A 17,661-nucleotide genomic window follows, 5' to 3' on the forward strand; every position below is an offset into this window, starting at 1 on the left:
CGTCCCTCGAACGGCGACGTCACCGCCGCCCCCCTCGTTCACCTGCGACGAAATCATGCCCGCTCAGGTCCCGCCGGACCAGGCAGGGGTCTTTCGAATCACGTGTGTGCGGGCCCCGGACGCGGCATTCGTTCGGGCAGGATGGTCGGGTGCAGATGTGGACGGCGGTGATCCCGGTCAAACGGCTCGGAGTGGCGAAGACGCGACTGCGTGGCGCCGTGCCGGCCGACCGTCATCCGGAGCTGGCTCTCGCCATGGTCCGCGACACCGCGGCCGCGGTGCTGGCCGCCGCCTCGGTGGCCGAGCTGCTGGTCGTCACCGACGACCCGCAGGTCGGGGCGGCGGTGCGGGAGCTGGGCGCCCGGGTGGTGGCCGATCCGGGCGGCGGGCTGAACGCGGCGATGCGGTTCGGTGCGGACGAGACGGCCGGCCTGTCCGTGCATCGGGCGGTGCTCGCCGGTGACCTGCCGGCCCTGCGGCCGGAGCAGCTGGACGAGGCGCTGAGCCGGGTTTCCGGGCGGGCGTTCGTGCCGGACGCGGCGGGCATCGGGACGGTGCTGCTGGCCGCGCCGGCCCGGTGGGCGCTCCAGCCCCGGTTCGGCGGCCCGTCGGCGGCGGCGCACGCCGAGTCGGGGGCGGCGCTGCTGCGCGGCGACTGGCCGGGCCTGCGGCAGGACGTGGACACCGCGGCCGACCTGGAGGCGGTGCTCGGGCTGGGCGCGGGCGAGCGGACCTGCGGGCTGCTGCGCGAGCTGGGCCGCGCCACGGCGTGCGCACCGGCCGCGTAAGACGAGCCCGACCGTCCCGCAGGCGGGCACCGGCCGCGGAGGACGAGTCCGGCCGTCCCGCAAACGCGCACCGGCCCGTATGACGGGCCGGCCGCGGAGGACGGGTAGCGTCCGTCCCATGCAGGGCACGATCGCGACTTTCGACACAGCTACCCGTACCGGCACGTTGCTGCTCGACGACGGCACCCCGCTGGAGTTCGGCGCGGAGGCGTTCCAACGCTCCGGCCTGCGGCTTCTTCGTCTCGGCCAGCGCGTGACGGTGGAGTCTGACGCGACCGGTGTGGTGTGGCGGGTGTTAATTCCCGGAGTGGCTTGAAGTGATCATCCGCTAGTTCGTTTCACGTTTCTCCGGAAGCGGCAATGATGGACCCATGACGACCCCGCCCCGGATTCCCGAGACCCGCCGGCGTGGCCCCAACGGCCGCTTTCTGCCCCGCCCCGAGTCGGCAGAGACGCAGCAGTTGATCGAGGCCCCCGACCCCGCCCCGGAGGCGGCGGCTCTCGATTCCGATCCGGAGGCCACCGAGCGCGAGGTGACGGAGCTCGCCACGAGCGAGATGGTCGCCGAGCTCAACACCGCCGATCCCGACACCACCGATCTCAGCGCCGCCGACATCGACGACGGCGACGAGGACGAGGAGCCCGGCTACGAGCTGCCCGAGGACCGCTTCCAGAACCGGGAGCTGTCCTGGCTGGACTTCAACGCCCGGGTGCTGGCCCTCGCCGAGGACCCGGGGACGCCGCTGCTGGAACGTGCCAAGTTCCTGGCGATCTTCGCGAGCAACCTGGACGAGTTCTACATGGTCCGGGTGGCCGGGCTGAAACGGCGGCTGAGCGCGGGCCTGCCGATGCGCGGTGGTGACCGGTCCCCGCTGCGCCACCAGATCGAGATGATCACCGAGCGGACCACCGACCTGGTGACCCGGCACTCGGCCTGCTTCTCCGACGAGGTGCGGCCGAAACTGGCCGCGGAGAGCATCGAGCTGGTCTCGTGGAAGGAGCTGAACGCCGCCGAGCAGGGGCGGTTGCGGACCTTCTTCCGCGAGCAGGTCTTCCCGGTCCTGACCCCGCTCGCGGTCGATCCGGCGCACCCGTTCCCGTACATCTCCAGCAAGTCCTTGAATCTCGCCGTCGCCCTTCGTTATCCGGACGGTGACGCGCCGGAGCTGTTCGCCCGGGTCAAGGTGCCGAACAACGTGCCGCGTTTCGTGACCGTGCAGAACGACAGCCGCGGCATCCGGTTCCTCCCGGTCGAGGAGCTGATCGCGGTCCACCTGAGCCAGCTGTTCCCGGGCATGCAGATCCTGGAGTGGCACCTGTTCCGGGTGACCCGCAACGCCGAGCTGGAGGTCGACGAGGACCGCGACGAGGACCTGCTGCAGGCCCTGGAGCGGGAGCTGGCGCAGCGCCGGCTGGGTCCGCCGGTCCGGCTCGAGGTGGCTGCCTCGATCAGCGACCACGTGCTCGACCTGCTGGTCCGCGAGCTCGACATGGACAGTCACGACGTGCTGCGGGTGCCCGGTCTGCTCGACCTGTCGTCGCTGTGGCAGGTCTACGGCGAGTGCGACCGTGACGACCTCAAGGACCGTCCGTTCGTTCCGGCGACCCACCCGCATCTGGCCGACGGCGAGGTGCCGCGCAGCGTGTTCAACCGGCTGCGCGAGTCCGACATCCTCGTGCACCACCCGTACCACTCGTTCTCGACGAGCGTGCAGCGCTTCATCGAGCAGGCCGCGGCCGACCCGCTGGTGCTGGCGATCAAGCAGACCCTGTACCGCACGTCCGGTGACTCGCCGATAGTCGACGCCCTGGTCGACGCGGCCGCCGCGGGCAAGCAGGTGGTGGTCCTGGTCGAGGTGAAGGCCCGGTTCGACGAGGTGGCCAACATCGCCTGGGCACGCACCCTGGAGCGGGCCGGCTGCCACGTCGTCTACGGCCTGGTCGGCCTCAAGACCCACTGCAAGACCTCCCTGGTGGTACGTCAGGAGGGCAACCAGATCCGGCGCTACTGCCACATCGGCACCGGCAACTACCACCCGAAGACCGCCCGGCTGTACGAGGACTTCGGCATGCTGACCGCCGACCCGGAGGTGGGCGCCGACGTCACCGACCTGTTCAACGTGCTCACCGGGTACAGCCGGCAGACCACCTACCGCCGGCTGCTGGTGGCCCCGCACGGGGTGCGCAAGGGCCTGCTGGAGCGGGTCGAGGAGCAGGCCCGGATCGCCCGGGAGGGCGGCGAGGCGCTGGTGCAGTTCAAGGTGAACTCGCTCGTCGACGAGAAGACCATCGACGCGCTCTACCGGGCCTCGCAGGACGGGGTCAAGGTGGACCTGATCATCCGGGGCATGTGTGCGCTGCGCCCCGGTGTGCCCGGCCTGTCGGAGAACATCCGGGTCCGCTCGATCGTCGGCCGGTTCCTGGAGCACTCGCGGGTGTTCCGGTTCGGGCCGGGCGCCGACGCCGAGTACTGGATGGGCTCCGCCGACCTGATGCACCGCAACCTGGACCGCCGGGTCGAGGCTCTGGTCAAGGTGACGCTGCCGTCGGCCCGCGAGGAACTGCGGAATGTGCTGGAACTGTCGATGGCGGAGACCACCGAGGGCTGGGACATGGACGCCGACGGCCTCTGGCATCGCAACCAGGGCACTCCGGGCCGCCCCCAGGTGCATCTCCAGGCGGCGATGCTCCGGCGCATCATCGGCAAGAAGAACGCCTGAGAAACGCCGTTGATGACAGACGTGGAACGTGCGGCCGGCGGGGTCCTCTACCGCCGCGCCGGCGATCGGGTCGAGGTGTGCCTGGTGCACCGCCCGCGCTACGACGACTGGAGCCTGCCCAAGGGCAAACTGGCCGGCGGTGAACACCCGCTGGCCGGGGCCCTGCGGGAGGTCGAGGAGGAGACCGGCGCCGCGGCCGTCCCCCAGCTGCGGCTGCCGGACACCGACTACGTGCTGCCGGACGGCCGGCCCAAGAACGTGGCGTACTGGCTGATGGCGGCCGCCTCGGACGGGCCCGTGCTGGACACCGCCGAGGTGGACGAGCTGGCCTGGCTGCCTCTGGCGGAGGCGGCCGCGCGGTGTACGTACCCCGATGAGAGAACCGTCCTCGCCGGAGTCGCCGCGCTGCCGCCGGTGACCGCGGTGGTCGCGCTGGTCCGGCACGCCCGCGCCGGGGAGCGTAAGAAATGGGCCGGGCGCGACGAGCTGCGGCCGATCGATCCGGTCGGTGCGAAGCAGGCGGACCGGATCGCCGCCCTGCTCACCACGCTGCGCCCGCGCCGGCTGGTGGCGGCGACGCCGCTGCGGTGCACGCAGACGCTGGAGCCGCTGGCGGCGGCGCTCGGCGACCGGCCGATCGTCCGGGACGCGGCGTTCGCCGAACCGGCCCGGCCCGAGGAGGTGCCGGCCCGGGTGGCCGCCGCGCGGGCCCGGCTGGCCGAGCTGCGCGGCTTCGAGCGGGTCGTGGTGTGCAGCCAGGGCAAACTGATGCCGCACCTGCTGGCGTCGCTGCTCGGCGAGGCCGATCACCGGCCCTTCAAGACACCCAAGGGCGACGGGTGGTTGCTGACCTGGTCCGGCGAGACGTTGCTGGGCGCTTCGCGGCTGTGACGGTACGGTGCGCGGGCGCGTCGGCCCGCCAGTGACCGATCAGGTCGCCGGTGAGCCAGCGGGCCTGCCACAGCTCGTCCCGGCGCGGCTCCCAGTCCCGGTAGGGCAGCAGCGCCAGCCGCCAGCTGAGGACCCCGGCCAGGTACCAGCCGTACAGCGGCACCGCCCCGGCCAGCCCGTCCATCCGCCGGTACGAGCCGTAGGGGGCGCCCACCGCCACGGCCAGGCCCGACCAGCCGCAGGTGATCAGCCAGTCCAGCACCGGCCACCCGGTGGCGTCCTCGGCCAGGTCGCCGAGTGTCCATCCGGGCACGACCGCGACCGTGAACAGCGCCGCGGCGATGCCGGCGCGGCTGGTCAGGCCACGTGGCCTCGATCCTCGCTGCATGATGCGGACGGTAGGGCGGCCGGACGGGGCCGCGCCGGAACACCGAAAAGGCGTCCACCGTACGGGTGGACGCCTTCGGTCTGCCGTGGATCAGCGGCTGCGGCGGGGTGACGCCGCGCGTGCGGGCGCCGGGGCCGGAGCAGCCGTCTTGCGGGCGGTCCGCTTGGCCGCCGGAGCAGCCTTCGCGGTCTTGGCCGCCTTCGTCGTCTTGGTCGCCGGGGCGGTCTTGGTCGCCTTCGGCGCCGTTGCGGTCTTGGTCGCCGCCGCCTTGGTGGCGGTGGTCTTCTTGGCCGCCGTAGTGGTGGCCGCCGCGGTCTTCTTCGCCGCGGCGGTGGTGGTCGCCGTCTTCGCCGGCGTGGCCTTGGCCGTCGTCGTCGTCGACTTCTTCGCGGCGGCCGTGGTCTTCGTGGCCGCCGCCTTGGTGGCGGTGGTCTTCTTCGCCGCCGTGGTCTTGGTGGCCGCCGTCGTCTTGGCCGCCGCCGTTGTCTTGGTGGCCGCCGCCGCCTTGGTGACCGGGGCCGCCTTGGTGGTGGTGGCCGCCTTGGCGGAGGCCTTCTTCACCGCGGCCGCCTTGGCCGGCTTTCCGCTCGCGACCAACTCGCGGAATGTGTTGCCGACCTTGAAGACCGGGACCGACGTCTTCTTCACCTTGACCGGTTCGCCGGTTCGCGGATTACGCGCGACCCGCGGATTACGGACCCGCTTCTCCCAGGAACCGAATCCGGTGAGTGCCACTCGGTCGCCCTTGGCGACAGCGTTCTGCACTTCACTGATGAACGCGTCGAGCGCCAGGGTCGCGGTCTTCTTGTCGCCCAGCTTGACTGCGAGCGCCTCGATGAGCTCGGCCTTGTTCACGGTTTCCTCCCGGACGTGAGAACTGGCCCGTCACGGGCCATTCTGCGCGCACGGTATGCCCTGTGACCTGGTTACAGAAACATTCAGGGGAAAAAACCGTTGTGTCCCAACGAATTCGCCCCTGCCGGGTGACCCGGGCAGGGGCGAATTCGACGGCGGAGCTAAAGGACGACGACCGGCTTGAAAGCGGGGCGGCCGTTCTCGTACGCGGTAATCGCTTCCTCATGCCGCAGTGTCAGTCCGATGTCGTCGAGGCCCTCCATGAGGCGCCAGCGACTGAAATCGTCGATCGGGAAGCCGTATGCGGCGTCGTCGACGCGGACCACGCGGCCCTCCAGGTCGACGGTGATCTCCTTCTCCGGCTCCGACTCGGCCAGGTCCCAGAGGCTCTCCACGACCTTCTGGTCCAGCTGGATCGGCAGCAGGCCCTCCTTGAGGGAGTTGCCGCGGAAGATGTCGCCGAAGCGGGAGGCGATGACCGCCTTGAAGCCCCAGTCGCGCAGCGCCCAGACGGCGTGCTGCCGGGACGAGCCGGTGCCGAAGTTCGGCCCGGCGACCAGGATGGTCGCGCCCTCGTGCCGAGGTCGGTTCAGCACGAAGTCCGGGTCCTCCCGCCAGGCGTTGAAGAGGCCGTCCTCGAAGCCGGTCCGGGTGACCCGCTTCAGGTAGACCGCCGGGATGATCTGGTCCGTGTCCACGTCGGAACGGCGCAGCGGCATGACCTTGCCGCTGTGGGTGACGAACTTGTCCATGACTCTCCCCTACTCAGAGGTCGGAGGGGGCGGCCAGCCGGCCGACCACGGCGGTGGCGGCGGCGACCTGCGGCGAGACCAGGTGGGTGCGCCCACCCTTGCCCTGCCGGCCCTCGAAGTTGCGGTTGGAGGTGGAGGCGGCACGCTGGCCGGGGCTGAGCGTGTCCGGGTTCATACCCAGGCACATCGAGCAGCCGGCGAACCGCCACTCGGCGCCGGCCTCGGTGAACACCTTGTCCAGGCCCTCGGCCTCGGCCTGCTCCCGCACCAGGTAGGAGCCCGGCACGATCATCATGCGTACGCCGTCGGCGACCTTGCGGCCCCGGATGACGTCGGCGGCGGCGCGCAGGTCCTCGAGGCGGCCGTTGGTGCACGAGCCGACGAAGACCACGTCCACCGGGACCTCGCGGAACGGGGTACCGGGAGTGAGGTCCATGTAGTCGAGGGCGCGCTGGGCGGCGCCGCGCTCGACCTCGTCGAGGAAGTCCTCGGGGCTGGGGACGACGCTGTTCAGCGCGGCGCCCTGACCCGGGTTGGTGCCCCAGGTGATGAACGGGCTGATCGCCGAGGCGTCCAGGATGATCTCGGTGTCGTACTCGGCGTCCGCGTCGGTGGCGAGAGTCTTCCAGTACTCGACCGCGGCGTCCCACTGCTCGCCCTGCGGGGCGTGCTTACGGTCCTTGAGGTACGCGAACGTGGTCTCGTCCGGCGCGATCATGCCGGCCTTGGCGCCCCACTCGATCGACATGTTGCAGATGGTCATCCGGCCCTCCATGGAGAGCTTCCGGATGGCCTCGCCGCGGTACTCCACGATGTGGCCGTTGCCGCCGCCGGTGCCGGTCTGCGTGATCAGCGCGAGAATCAGGTCCTTCGCGGTGACACCCTCGCCCAGCTCGCCGACGACCGTGACGGCCATCGTCTTCGGCTTGGCCTGCGGCAGCGTCTGGGTGGCGAGCACGTGCTCGACCTCACTGGTGCCGATGCCGAAGGCCAGCGCGCCGAACGCGCCGTGGGTCGCGGTGTGCGAGTCGCCGCAGACGATCGTCATGCCGGGCTGGGTGAGCCCCAGCTGCGGGCCGATCACGTGCACGATGCCCTGGTTGACGTCGCCCAGCGGCCGGATCTCCACACCGAACTCGGCGCAGTTCTTGCGCAGGGTCTCGATCTGCGTCCGCGAGACCGTGTCGGTGATCGTGAGCAGGTCACCGCGGCGGGTGTTGAACGCGGGGTCCGCATACCCGGTCGGGGTGTTGTGGTCCTCCGTCGCGAGCGTGAGGTCGGTACGGCGGACCGGGCGACCGGCCATCCGCAGACCGTCGAACGCCTGCGGGCTGGTGACCTCGTGCAGGAGATGCAGGTCGATGAAGAGCAGGTCCGGCTCGCCCTCGGCCGTGCGCACCACGTGGTCATCCCAGACCTTCTCGGCCAGGGTCCTGGGTTTCCCGCTCTGGGGAGTGACTCCCACCATCTGGACATCCTAAATTCTGGAATGTATGTTTCGGCTTGTGGGACACAGTATGAGCGGTGTAGGCGTTCTCGACAAGGCGGTTGTCATCCTCGCCGCATGTGTCGACGGCGCCAGCCTTGCCGAGTTGGTCGAACGCACCAAGCTGCCGCGGGCGACCGCACATCGCCTGGCCCAGGCCTTGGAGATCCATCGGATGCTGGTGCGTGACACTCAAGGAAGATGGCGTCCGGGCCCACGATTGGGCGAGTTGGCCAACGCCGCACCGGACGTTCTGCTGACCGCCGCCGAACCCCTGCTGTCCGCACTTCGGGACGCCACCGGTGAGAGTGCTCAGCTCTACCTGCGCCGTGCCGATGAGCGTATCTGCGTCGCCGCCGCCGAACGCGCGAGTGGTCTTCGCGACACCGTGCCGGTCGGCTCGGTGCTCCCGATGGTCGCCGGCTCGGCCGCACAGATCCTGCTCGCGTGGGAGCCCCCCGAGGCCGTGATGCCGCTCCTGCCGCGCTGCAAGTTCACCGGCCGCACCCTCGCCGAGGTCCGCCGCCGCGGCTGGGCCCAGAGCGTCGCCGAACGCGAGCCCGGTGTGGCCAGCGTCTCCGCGCCGATCCGGGACCGGACGGGCCGGGTCATCGCGTCGATCTCGATAAGCGGTCCGATCGAGCGCCTCGGCCGCCGCCCCGGCGAACGGCACGCGATGGCCGTCGTCCGCGCCGGACAGCGCCTCTCCGGCCTCTGACCCTCCGCCTTCCCCCCTTTCCTCCCGGTCCGCCCCGCGATTCCGCGGGGCGGCCTGTCTTTTCCCCCGCACCCATGGCCTTTCAACGGTGTCGCGCCCGGGGTCGGCTCCCGAACCGACTCCCGGACCGGCTTGCGGACCGGCTTGCGGACCGGCTCCCGGACCGGCTCCGGGGCCGGCTCCCTGCCGGTGAAGGCGCTCGGCGACGTCACCGCCACCCCCGGCTGGTTCTCACCGCTGTCTCGAGCGCGCTGAGACAGCGGTGAGAACCAGCCGCGTCCGCCTTTCGCCTTGCGTGCCCGGCCGCGCCTGCGGATCCCTGGGTCAGGGGGTCCAGACGGCGTTGTCGTGGGCGAAGACGATCCGGCGGGGGTCGTGGGCCAGCAGGGTCTCGATCCAGGATGGAGGTGTGCCGATGCCGGTCCGGTGTGCCAGCGCGTCGTACGTGAACGCGGTCGCGTGGTCATGGCTCTGCCCCGCCACGATCACCGTGCCGTCGGCGGCGATGACCACCACGGACTGGTGACCGTCGGTGTGGCCCGGGGTCGGCACGATCCGCACGCCGGGCAGAATCTCCGCCTCGCCGTCCAGTTCCTCGTAACGGGCACCGGCATGGTCGACGAGTTCCGGCAGCGTGTGCCCTTCGACGGTACGGGCCAGCGCCAGTTCCGCCCGCTGCGCGAAGATCGGTCGGCCGGCCAGGTCGGGATTTCCTCCACAGTGGTCGAAGTGCAGGTGACAGTTCACGACGTACCGAATGTCGTCGATCCTCGTCCCCGCCGCGGCGAGGGCGTCGCCCAGAGGAACCCGTCGCGGCTGATAGTGGCGGTCCACGTCCGGGTGGCTGCCCATACCGGTGTCGACCAGGATCCGCCCCGCCGGATGGTCGATGAGATACCCGAGCGTCGGCTCCACCCGAGCTACACCGGTCCCGGTCTCCTCGCCCGGCCGGACGAACCATCCGAAGTCGACTCGCCGAATCGTGATCTCGCTCATCGCCGAAGTATCAATGCCCCGACAGGGCGGGAGCCCTGAAATCTCCGCCCAGCAGAACAGCACGGGGCCAACTGTCGACGTGGCGCCGGACAAGCAGCGTGCGGCCCACCGGCGGCGTGCGCCGGAAATGCAGCATGCGGCCCACCGGCGGCGTGCGTCGAAAGAGCAGCATGCGGCCCACCGGCGGCGTGCGTTGAACGCAGTATGCGGCCCACCGTCGGCGCGAACCGAAAACACCGGATGCAGCGCCGTCGGCATACACCGGAAACATGGCCCGCGGCGCATCGTCGGCGTGCGCCGGAAACGCAGCATGCGGCCCACCGTCGACGCGAGCCGAAAACACAGCACACGGCCAACCGTTGGCGGGCGCCAAAAACAGAGGAGGCGGCGCACCGTCGGCATGTGGCGGGAACGCAGATCGGCCCGCACCGTCACCGATGCGGGCCGATCTTTTCTGGTAGTCCCGAAGGGATTCGAACCCTCGCTACCGCCTTGAGAGGGCGGCGTCCTAGGCCGCTAGACGACGGGACCAGAACTTTCCATTCACCGCCCGGTTGCGGCGGCGGACTGAACTCTATCAGCACTCCGCCCGCAGCCGAAATCGGATATCCACCCACCTCAGCAGGGGTGACCCGGGCCACTGAACACCCACACACCCCACCCGCGGGCCGTTGCCCAAACCCTCCATCGCCGCTTCGAAGGGTGCGTGGTGACGGCGCCTCGAAGGGCGTGGTGACGGCGCCTCGAAGGGCGTGGTGACGGCGCCTCGAAGGGCGCGGGGTGACGGCGCTCAGCGGTGGGCGGAGTGAGGGCGCCTCGAAGGAGGCGGGCCGACCGCGCTCAGAAGGGCGCGGGGCGATGGCGCCTCGAAGGAGGCGGAACGACGGCGCTCAGAGTGGCGCGGAGCGATGGCGCCTCGACGGTGCAGGGTGACCCCGCCCGCAAGACGTGGGGCGGACCCGCCTCGAAGGTGTCGGGTGAACGCGCTCAGAGGGGCGCGGAGCGACGGCACCTCGAAGGAGGCGGGGCGACGACAGGTGGCGGCTTGCGATCTGCGGTGACCGTCGCATCCGCCCGGCGGGCGCGTTTCGGGCGGGAGTGCCGCCTGCCTCGCGCGGGAGCCACGGGCGTCGATCGTTGCGGTTGCGGGAGGTGTGGCTCGTACCGCTGCATGGTTGGTGAGAAGTGAGCGGGAGTGCCGGAATGCGAAACGGCCCGCATCAGTTGACGCGGGCCGTCCTCGATGTAGTCCCGAAGGGATTCGAACCCTCGCTACCGCCTTGAGAGGGCGGCGTCCTAGGCCGCTAGACGACGGGACCAGAACACGCTGACTGCTTCCAGCACTGCCCTTCCCGGGGGAAGGACTGCGCTGGGGTACCAGGACTCGAACCTAGACTAGCTGAACCAGAATCAGCCGGGCTGCCAATTACCCCATACCCCATTTGGCCCGGCTTGCCGCGCCGTGGAGAACTTTACCCGAGGCCACCCGGGCCGCCAAATCGGGTTACCTAAATAGATCCGCGTGACGGCGCACCCACTCGGCGTAGTTCATCGCAGGGCGGTTGAGCAGGGTGGCCACGGTCGGCAGGGCGGGCTGCGGGTGTTCGGCGAGTTGCGCGAGGCCGTCCAGATACCAGTCGCCGAACTCGCCCATCAGCTCGCGGTAATGGGCGACCGCGGCGTCGCCGGTCAGCTCGACGTAGGTGAGATCGCGGCCGAGTTCCGCGCCGATCAGGGCGACCTGTTGCCGCCGGCTGAGGGTCTCGGGGCCGGTCAGTTCGTAGGAGCAGCCGTAGTGGTCCTCGGAGAGCAGCAGCCGGGCGGCGATCGCGGCGATGTCCTCCTGGGCGATCGGCGCATTGGCCGCGTCGCCCCACGCGTCGCGAACCTCGTCACCGGCTCTGATCTGCGGTGCCCAGCTGGTGCTGTTGGCCATGAACTCGCCCGGCTCCAGGTGGGTGAACGGGACTCCGGACGCCTCCACGGCGTCCTCGATGACCTGCCAGTGCAGGCCTTTCACCCCGGCCAGGTCGACGATGTGGCGCACGCCGGCGTCGCGTGCCGCGCGGCAGACGTCGAAGGCGGTGGGGCGGTGCGGGGCCAGATACATCTTGTCGACGCCGTCGAGTGCCGCGGCGAGGGTGTCGGGCCGGTTGAAGAAGCCGGTCGCCACCTCGACGCCGGGTGGCAGTGCGGCCCGGACCGGGTCGACGGTGAAGGCCCGCACCTCGGCGGCGCCGAGCAGCTCGTCGACGACCATGCGGCCGATGTTGGCGGTGGCGCCGGTCACCAGGATGCGCATTCTCGTACTCCCTACGGAAAGTCTTTCCCGTAGGGTATACGGAATCATGGAGAACTACCCACTGCTCTGGCGCAGAAGCCGGCCCGCGAAGAAGGCCGCCGGGCGCCCGCCCCGGCTCACCGTGGACGCCGTGGTGGCCGCCGCGATCCGGATCGCCGACGCGGACGGCCTGGATGCGGCCTCGATGGCGCGGGTCGCGGCGGATCTCGGAGTGGCGACGATGACGCTCTACAGCTACGTGCCGTCCCGCGCCGATCTGGTCGCGCTGATGGTCGACGAGGTGCTGCTGGCGCGGCGGCTGACCGCAACGGCGGAGACCTGGCGCGAGCGGGTCGGGCTCTTCGCGGAACGGACCCGGGGGATGTATGCGGCGCACCCGTGGCTGACCGAGGTGTCGCTGGTCCGGCCGCCGCTCGGGCCGGGGACGATGGCCGAGCGGGAGTTCCTGATCGCCACGATGGCACTGGCGGGCGTGCCGACCGCGGCCGTCAACCGGGCGTCGCTGGCGGTGACCGCGTACGTCTACGCCTTCGCCCGCGAGGCCGGCGAGGACGCGCGCCTCAGCCGGGCCAGCGGCCAGTCCACCGAATCGTGGTGGCACGAGCGGGGCGAGTTCTGGGAGAAGTGGTTCGACGTCGAGGCGTATCCGGCGATGACCGCCCTGTGGAACGCGGGCGGATTCGAGGACCAGGCCGTGTTCGATTACGGCCTGGTCCTGATCCTGGACGGGATCGAACGGTCAGTCGAGTGAGACGACCGGGTTACGCAGTTCGCCGATGCCCTGGATGCTGACCGACACGGTGTCGCCCGGGGTGATCCGGCTGACTCCGGCCGGCGTGCCGGTCAGGATGACGTCGCCGGGCAGCAGCGTCATGACGTGCGACACGTACGAGATCAGGCTCGGAATGTCGAAGACCATGTCCTTGGTCCGCCCGATCTGGCGCACCTCCAGGTTCGCCGGGTCGCGGCCGACCTCGCAGCGCACCTCGATGTCGCTGACGTCCAGCCCGGTGACGATCCACGGGCCGATCGGGCAGAACGAGTCGAAGCCCTTGGCCCGGGTCCACTGCGGGTCCTTGCGCTGGAGGTCGCGGGCGGTCACGTCGTTGCCGCAGGTGTAGCCGAAGATCGCCTTCTCGGCGCCGGCCCGGTCGACGCGGCGGGCGCCGCTCGCGCCGATCACGACGGCGAGCTCGGCCTCCTCCTCGACGTGCTGGGTCACACTCGGGATGCGGATCGCGTCGTTCGGCCCGATCACCGAGGTGGACGGCTTGATGAAGATCAGCGGCTCCTTGGGCACCTCGTTGCCCATCTCGGCGGCGTGGTCGGCGTAGTTGCGGCCGATCCCGATCACCTTGCTGGAGAAGATCGGGGCGAGCAGCCGGACGTCGGCCAGCGCCCACCGCTGGCCGGTGAAGCGCACCTCGTTGAAGGGGATGCTGTCGATCTCGGCGACCGTCAGTCCCGAGGAGCTGTCGCCCTCGACGACGCCGAACGACACTCCACCAGGGTGGACAAAACGGGCGAAGCGCACGGGGATTCCCATCTCTAGCGGTGCTGGCGCCTCAAAATCTACGCCGGTCGCGACTCCGTACCGAGTCGCGGGAACGGCTCCAGCGAGAACACCACCTCGACCGGCACCTCGAAATAGGTGCAGATGCGCAGTGCCAGGTGCAGGCTCGGGCTGAACTCGCCGCGCTCCAGGTAACCCACGGTCTGGTAGTGGACCCCGAGAGCGTCGGCGAGTTGCCGCCGCGAGATGCCGCGCTCCGCGCGCAACATCGCGATCCGGTTGTACGTGATCTCGCTGCCCATGGCTCCCTCAGATGACCCGGGCCATCGCCCGTTCCCGACGGGCCGCCACCAGAGAGCCGGACTCCCGGCGCGCCATCCGCCGCAGAATACGCGGAGCCAGGGCCAGCCCGATCACGGCCCAGAGTCCCAGCACCGCCGCCACGGCCAGGCGCTGCTCCGGCTCACCGGGCAGAAAGGCGGACCGCAGCCCGGAGCCCATCCAGTACATCGGAAAGACCTTGGAGACACCCTGCACCCAGCCCGGCAGCACCGAGTGCGCGTAGAAGACCCCGGAGATCGCGGTGAGGGCGATCACCGGCAGCATCAGGATCGCGGCACCGCGGGCGCTCTGGAAGAACGACCCGAGAACGGCGCCGGCCGGCAGGAGGGCGAGCATGATCAGCGGCGTCAGCCAGAGCAGAGTCACCCAGGTGTCGACGTCGAACCGCAGCCCGTCGACCATGAGGGCCCCCGGCGCGAGGGTCACCACACAGGTGATCACCATGACACCGGCCACCAGCACGATCTTGCCGATCAGGTAGCCGGTCATGCCGTTCGGCGTGGCCTTGGCCCGCAGGAGGGTGCCGTCCTCCCGGTCCATCGTCAGATACTGCGCGGTGGAGGTCAGGCCGCTGATCACCAGCATCAGGGCCAGGGAACTGACCAGGCTGTAGGCGCCGAGGGACACCTCCGAGCCGGGCACGTCGTCGTCTCTGCTCAGGTACAGCCAGCCGAGCAGAAGGGCGACCGGGAACAGGTAGCCGAAGATGTCGCTGACGTTCGTCACGGTGTGCCGCAGCTCGATCAGGCCTCGGCGCAGACCGATACGGATCAACCGGCTCATGACCCCTCCGCCTCACGGACCAGCTTCATATACGTCTCCTCCAGGCTGGCCCGGCGCACCTCGAGGTCACCGACGGCCGCACCGTGCTGCTGGAACAACTCCCGCACGAACTTGGTGGCGTCGACGTCGGAGTGCACGAACCGCCGGCCGTCCTGCGTCCAGCGCACCTCGGCCTCACCGGCCACCTGACGGGACAGCTCGTCGGCCGAGCCGCTCGCCACGATCCGCCCCTTGGCCAGGATCAGGATGCGATCGGCGAGTTTCTCCGCCTCGTCCAGGTCGTGCGTGGTCAGCAGCACCGTCGTCGAATCGAGATCGGTCATCCGGTGGATCAGGTCGTGGAAGTCGCGCCGCGCCTCCGGGTCGAACCCGACCGTCGGCTCGTCGAGGAAGAGCAGGTCGGGTCGGCCGACGATCCCGATGGCCACGTCGAGACGCCGCCGCTGACCGCCGGAGAGCCGGCCGATGACGCTGCCGGCCGCAGCGGTGAGGCCCACCACCTCGAGAAGCTCGTCGATCACCCAGGGCCGCCTCTTGTCCGGAGTGGAGAAGGCGGCGTAGTAGGCCCCGAGGTGGGCGAGCAGCTCCCGGACCCGCCATTTGCTGTGGTCACGCCAGGACTGCAGGACCACGCCGAGCCGGGCCCGCCACGCCTCGCCACCGTCGGCCGGATCGACGCCGAGCACCCGGACATCACCCCCGGACCGCATCCGGAAGCCCTCCAGGATCTCGATCGTGGTCGTCTTGCCCGCGCCGTTCGGCCCGAGGAGCACGACCACCTCGCCCGGCGCCGCCGAGAATTCGACGCCGGACAGCACTTCCCTGTCGCCGTAACGCATGCGGAGGTCACTGACCTCCATCACCGGCGTGTCGACCAAGGTCCCCAACATATCCAGGACACTATCAAATATGTAGTACATCTACTACACATCAATGTACGTCTCTCATGCCACATTCGGTGGTGCAACTCATTCGCGCCAAACGGTGATCGTGTTGATCGCCTCGGCTAGATACATTGGTGCGATGGGGATCAAGCAGGTGAGGGCACTCACCACCACGCTGCCCTCGGTTACCTGGATTCCCCTCGCCCGGGCGCACTCCGAGCGCGCCGACCAGATGACCGCGGGCCACCGCGCCCGCCGGGCGACGGGCGAGAAGCATGCCATCGAAGATTTTCTCTACGACTACTACGGGACCCGCCCGTCGCTGATGCGCCGCTGGCACCCCGGCGTCGGCACCGGCCTGTCAGCGGCCCCCGACGGCCTGGCCGAGCACGCCGGGTGGAAGTTCTACATGTCCTACCCCGACGGTGTCGTCACCCTCGATCAGGACGCGTTCATGCACGCCCGCGCCGAGAGCGTGCGCTACATCCACGGCCTGCTCACCGCGACCGCGTCCCGGCCGGTCTTCTCCGGCTGCTTCGGCCTGCACGAGTGGGCGATGGTCTACCGCGACACCGAGCACCGGCACGAGCTGCCGCTGCGCCTCGGCCAGGCCGGCACCAACGAGGTGGTCGAGCAGCACAGCATCCGCTGCACCCACTACGACGCGTTCCGGTTCTTCACGCCCGAGGCGGTCGGCCTCAACCGGTTGCAGCCGACCCGCGCGACCCAGGTCGACCTCGACCAGCCCGGCTGCCTGCACGCCGCGATGGACGTGCACAAGTGGGCGCAGAAACTCGGTCCCGCCGTGCCCGGCGCCCTCGCCCTGGACTGTTTCGCCCTGGCCGGCGAGATCCGCCTGCTCGACATGCAGGCCAGCCCCTACGACCTGACCTCCTACGGCCATCCCCCGGTCAAGATCGAGACCGCGGAGGGCAAGGCGGAGTATGTGGCACGCCAGCGCGAGCTGGCCCGCCGGGCGGCCGGCCTGCGCAGCCGCCTCATCCGCGTCTGCGAGGCCCTGCTCGGCGCGGACGCCGCCGCGCAGAACCGCGAGGCGGTCGCACCCTTCAACCAACGCTGAGATCTTCTGGTACGGAGTGAGCGCGCCCCGGCGCCAGGCGACGTCCGCACTCCGCGCCAGTCGACGTCCGCGCCCCGCACCAGTCGACGTCCGCACTCCGCGCCAGTCGACGTCCGCGCCCCGCGCCCCGCGAAGTCCGCGCTCCGCGCCAGTCGACGTCCGCGCCCCGCGCCAGGCGAAGTCCGCGCCCCGCGCCAGGCGAAGTCCGCACTCCGCGCCAGGCGAAATCCGCACTCCGCGCCAGGCGACGTCCGCGCCGCACCGACCTCGCCGTCCGACATCGTCGCCCGGCCACGACAGGCGCACACAATCGCCGATCGTGAGATCTCACCCACGCCATCACGACGACCGGCGCACACAGAACCGTGATCGTGGACGCCCACCCACGCCATGACGACGGCCAGAGCACACATACCCGCAATGTGTGCTCCGGTCGTCGACGCCGGCTCCCGAAGATCTGTCGAGGTGGGGGTCTGCGCCCACCCGGGACTGCGCCCGCCCGTCCGGGACCCGACCGAGGACTGCGCTCGCTCGTCCGGGACCCGACCCGGGACTGCGCTCGCCCGTCCGGGATCCGACCCGGGACTGCGGTCGCCCGTCCGGGATCCGGCGCACCGTCCCATCGCGAAGCGTCACAGGACCGGGTGACGGAACGCGGACGGCGCGGTCAGTCGTCGGTGTCCCGGCGGTTGCGTTTCGTCTGGCCGCGCCGCTTCTTCTCGGCGATACGGCGCTCGACCGACCCACGGGTCGGCTTGGTAGCGCGGCGGGCCCGCGGTGGTGCCGCGACGGCGCCGGCGATCAGGCCGGCCAGGCGCCCCGCGGCGGCCTCCCGGTTCCGCAACTGGGACCGGTGCTCGGCGGCGATGACAGTGATCACACCCTGCACCAGCCGCGCACCGAGTCGTTCGGCGGCACGCTCCTTGAGCATCGGGGGCAGCAGGTCGGAGCCGAGCACGTCCCACGACAGCTCGACCCTCGAATCGGTGGTGTTGACGCCCTGACCACCGGGGCCGCTCGCGCGGGAGAAGCGCCACGAGAGCTCGGCCGCCGGGATGGTCAGGCGGTCGTTCACCCGTACGTCCTCAAGCACGCCGCCCAGCATCGCACCCGGCCATGATCACGCGCCACGCAGTAAAGCCGGAATCGTGCCCGGCAGGCC

18 protein-coding genes and 3 tRNA genes are annotated in these 17,661 nt (G+C 70.4%); 7 read left to right on the forward strand and 14 right to left on the reverse strand.

Annotated features, from left to right (window positions below; translation table 11 throughout):
• Positions 1-155 precede the first annotated feature (155 nt).
• From cofC to BC793_RS08245, 4 genes are all read left to right on the forward strand, one after another.
• Entirely contained in the window at positions 156-788 is a 633-nt protein-coding gene (cofC, locus tag BC793_RS08230; protein ID WP_109590899.1) for a 2-phospho-L-lactate guanylyltransferase, read from the forward strand.
• A 118-nt stretch (positions 789-906) separates the two neighbouring features.
• Positions 907-1,104 (forward strand): cold-shock protein, encoded by a 198-nt coding sequence (locus BC793_RS08235; RefSeq protein WP_109590901.1) that lies wholly within the window; start codon positions 907-909, stop codon positions 1,102-1,104.
• Positions 1,105-1,159: 55 nt separating this feature from the next.
• Positions 1,160-3,508: an RNA degradosome polyphosphate kinase gene (locus tag BC793_RS08240; RefSeq protein ID WP_109590903.1), complete on the forward strand. Its 2,349-nt coding sequence runs from the start codon at positions 1,160-1,162 to the stop codon at positions 3,506-3,508.
• A 12-nt stretch (positions 3,509-3,520) separates the two neighbouring features.
• Positions 3,521-4,399, forward strand: coding sequence for an NUDIX hydrolase (locus BC793_RS08245; protein WP_109590905.1), 879 nt, complete (start codon positions 3,521-3,523; stop codon positions 4,397-4,399).
• Here the strand turns inward: BC793_RS08245 and BC793_RS08250 are convergent.
• From BC793_RS08250 to leuC, 4 genes are all read right to left on the reverse strand, one after another.
• Positions 4,326-4,787 (reverse strand): hypothetical protein, encoded by a 462-nt coding sequence (locus BC793_RS08250; protein ID WP_109590907.1) that lies wholly within the window; start codon positions 4,785-4,787, stop codon positions 4,326-4,328. The two genes, BC793_RS08245 and BC793_RS08250, sit on opposite strands and share 74 nt — an antisense overlap.
• A 90-nt stretch (positions 4,788-4,877) precedes the next feature.
• The gene (locus BC793_RS08255) at positions 4,878-5,642 is read right to left on the reverse strand and encodes an HU family DNA-binding protein (RefSeq protein ID WP_109590909.1); all 765 of its coding nucleotides are present in this window, start codon (positions 5,640-5,642) and stop codon (positions 4,878-4,880) included.
• A gap of 161 nt (positions 5,643-5,803) precedes the next feature.
• Positions 5,804-6,394: a 3-isopropylmalate dehydratase small subunit gene (gene leuD, locus BC793_RS08260; RefSeq protein WP_109590911.1), complete on the reverse strand. Its 591-nt coding sequence runs from the start codon at positions 6,392-6,394 to the stop codon at positions 5,804-5,806.
• A 13-nt stretch (positions 6,395-6,407) separates the two neighbouring features.
• Positions 6,408-7,862 (reverse strand): 3-isopropylmalate dehydratase large subunit, encoded by a 1,455-nt coding sequence (leuC, locus tag BC793_RS08265; RefSeq protein WP_109590913.1) that lies wholly within the window; start codon positions 7,860-7,862, stop codon positions 6,408-6,410.
• A 49-nt stretch (positions 7,863-7,911) separates the two neighbouring features.
• On the opposite strand from leuC, the gene BC793_RS08270 reads away from it, so the two are divergent.
• Entirely contained in the window at positions 7,912-8,598 is a 687-nt protein-coding gene (locus tag BC793_RS08270; protein WP_014447202.1) for an IclR family transcriptional regulator, read from the forward strand.
• A 324-nt stretch (positions 8,599-8,922) separates the two neighbouring features.
• On the opposite strand, the gene BC793_RS08275 is transcribed toward BC793_RS08270, so the two are convergent.
• From BC793_RS08275 to BC793_RS08295, 5 genes are all read right to left on the reverse strand, one after another.
• Positions 8,923-9,594, reverse strand: coding sequence for an N-acyl homoserine lactonase family protein (locus BC793_RS08275; RefSeq protein WP_109590915.1), 672 nt, complete (start codon positions 9,592-9,594; stop codon positions 8,923-8,925).
• Positions 9,595-10,049: 455 nt separating this feature from the next.
• Positions 10,050-10,125, reverse strand: a tRNA-Glu gene (locus BC793_RS08280).
• A gap of 715 nt (positions 10,126-10,840) precedes the next feature.
• Positions 10,841-10,913: transfer RNA gene (locus BC793_RS08285), tRNA-Glu, on the reverse strand.
• A gap of 50 nt (positions 10,914-10,963) precedes the next feature.
• Positions 10,964-11,035, reverse strand: a tRNA-Gln gene (locus tag BC793_RS08290).
• 63 nt (positions 11,036-11,098) lie between these two features.
• On the reverse strand, positions 11,099-11,896 hold the full coding sequence (locus BC793_RS08295; RefSeq protein WP_109590916.1) for an NAD(P)H-binding protein: 798 nt from the start codon (positions 11,894-11,896) through the stop codon (positions 11,099-11,101).
• A 46-nt stretch (positions 11,897-11,942) separates the two neighbouring features.
• On the opposite strand from BC793_RS08295, the gene BC793_RS08300 reads away from it, so the two are divergent.
• Complete coding sequence (locus tag BC793_RS08300; protein ID WP_109590918.1) at positions 11,943-12,647, forward strand: TetR/AcrR family transcriptional regulator; 705 nt, start codon at positions 11,943-11,945, stop codon at positions 12,645-12,647.
• Here BC793_RS08300 and BC793_RS08305 read toward each other — a convergent pair.
• From BC793_RS08305 to BC793_RS08320, 4 genes are read right to left on the reverse strand one after another with little or no spacing between them, the layout of a single operon-like run.
• The gene (locus tag BC793_RS08305) at positions 12,636-13,430 is read right to left on the reverse strand and encodes a fumarylacetoacetate hydrolase family protein (protein WP_203896042.1); all 795 of its coding nucleotides are present in this window, start codon (positions 13,428-13,430) and stop codon (positions 12,636-12,638) included. The genes BC793_RS08300 and BC793_RS08305 overlap by 12 nt on opposite strands.
• A gap of 38 nt (positions 13,431-13,468) precedes the next feature.
• On the reverse strand, positions 13,469-13,711 hold the full coding sequence (locus BC793_RS08310) for a helix-turn-helix transcriptional regulator (protein WP_109590922.1): 243 nt from the start codon (positions 13,709-13,711) through the stop codon (positions 13,469-13,471).
• A gap of 7 nt (positions 13,712-13,718) precedes the next feature.
• Positions 13,719-14,534 (reverse strand): ABC transporter permease, encoded by an 816-nt coding sequence (locus BC793_RS08315; protein WP_109590927.1) that lies wholly within the window; start codon positions 14,532-14,534, stop codon positions 13,719-13,721.
• Entirely contained in the window at positions 14,531-15,424 is an 894-nt protein-coding gene (locus tag BC793_RS08320; protein WP_109590929.1) for an ABC transporter ATP-binding protein, read from the reverse strand. Before BC793_RS08320 ends, BC793_RS08315 begins: the two co-directional genes overlap by 4 nt.
• Positions 15,425-15,557: 133 nt before the next feature.
• On the opposite strand from BC793_RS08320, the gene BC793_RS08325 reads away from it, so the two are divergent.
• Positions 15,558-16,499 carry a 3-methyladenine DNA glycosylase gene (locus tag BC793_RS08325; protein ID WP_109590931.1) on the forward strand — a complete coding sequence of 314 codons (942 nt, stop codon included), beginning with the start codon at positions 15,558-15,560 and terminating at the stop codon, positions 16,497-16,499.
• 667 nt (positions 16,500-17,166) lie between these two features.
• Here the strand turns inward: BC793_RS08325 and arfB are convergent.
• On the reverse strand, positions 17,167-17,604 hold the full coding sequence (gene arfB / locus BC793_RS08330) for an alternative ribosome rescue aminoacyl-tRNA hydrolase ArfB (RefSeq protein ID WP_109590933.1): 438 nt from the start codon (positions 17,602-17,604) through the stop codon (positions 17,167-17,169).
• Positions 17,605-17,661: the final 57 nt, after the last annotated feature.

Source organism: Actinoplanes xinjiangensis, assembly GCF_003148685.1.
GTDB lineage: Bacteria > Actinomycetota > Actinomycetes > Mycobacteriales > Micromonosporaceae > Actinoplanes > Actinoplanes xinjiangensis.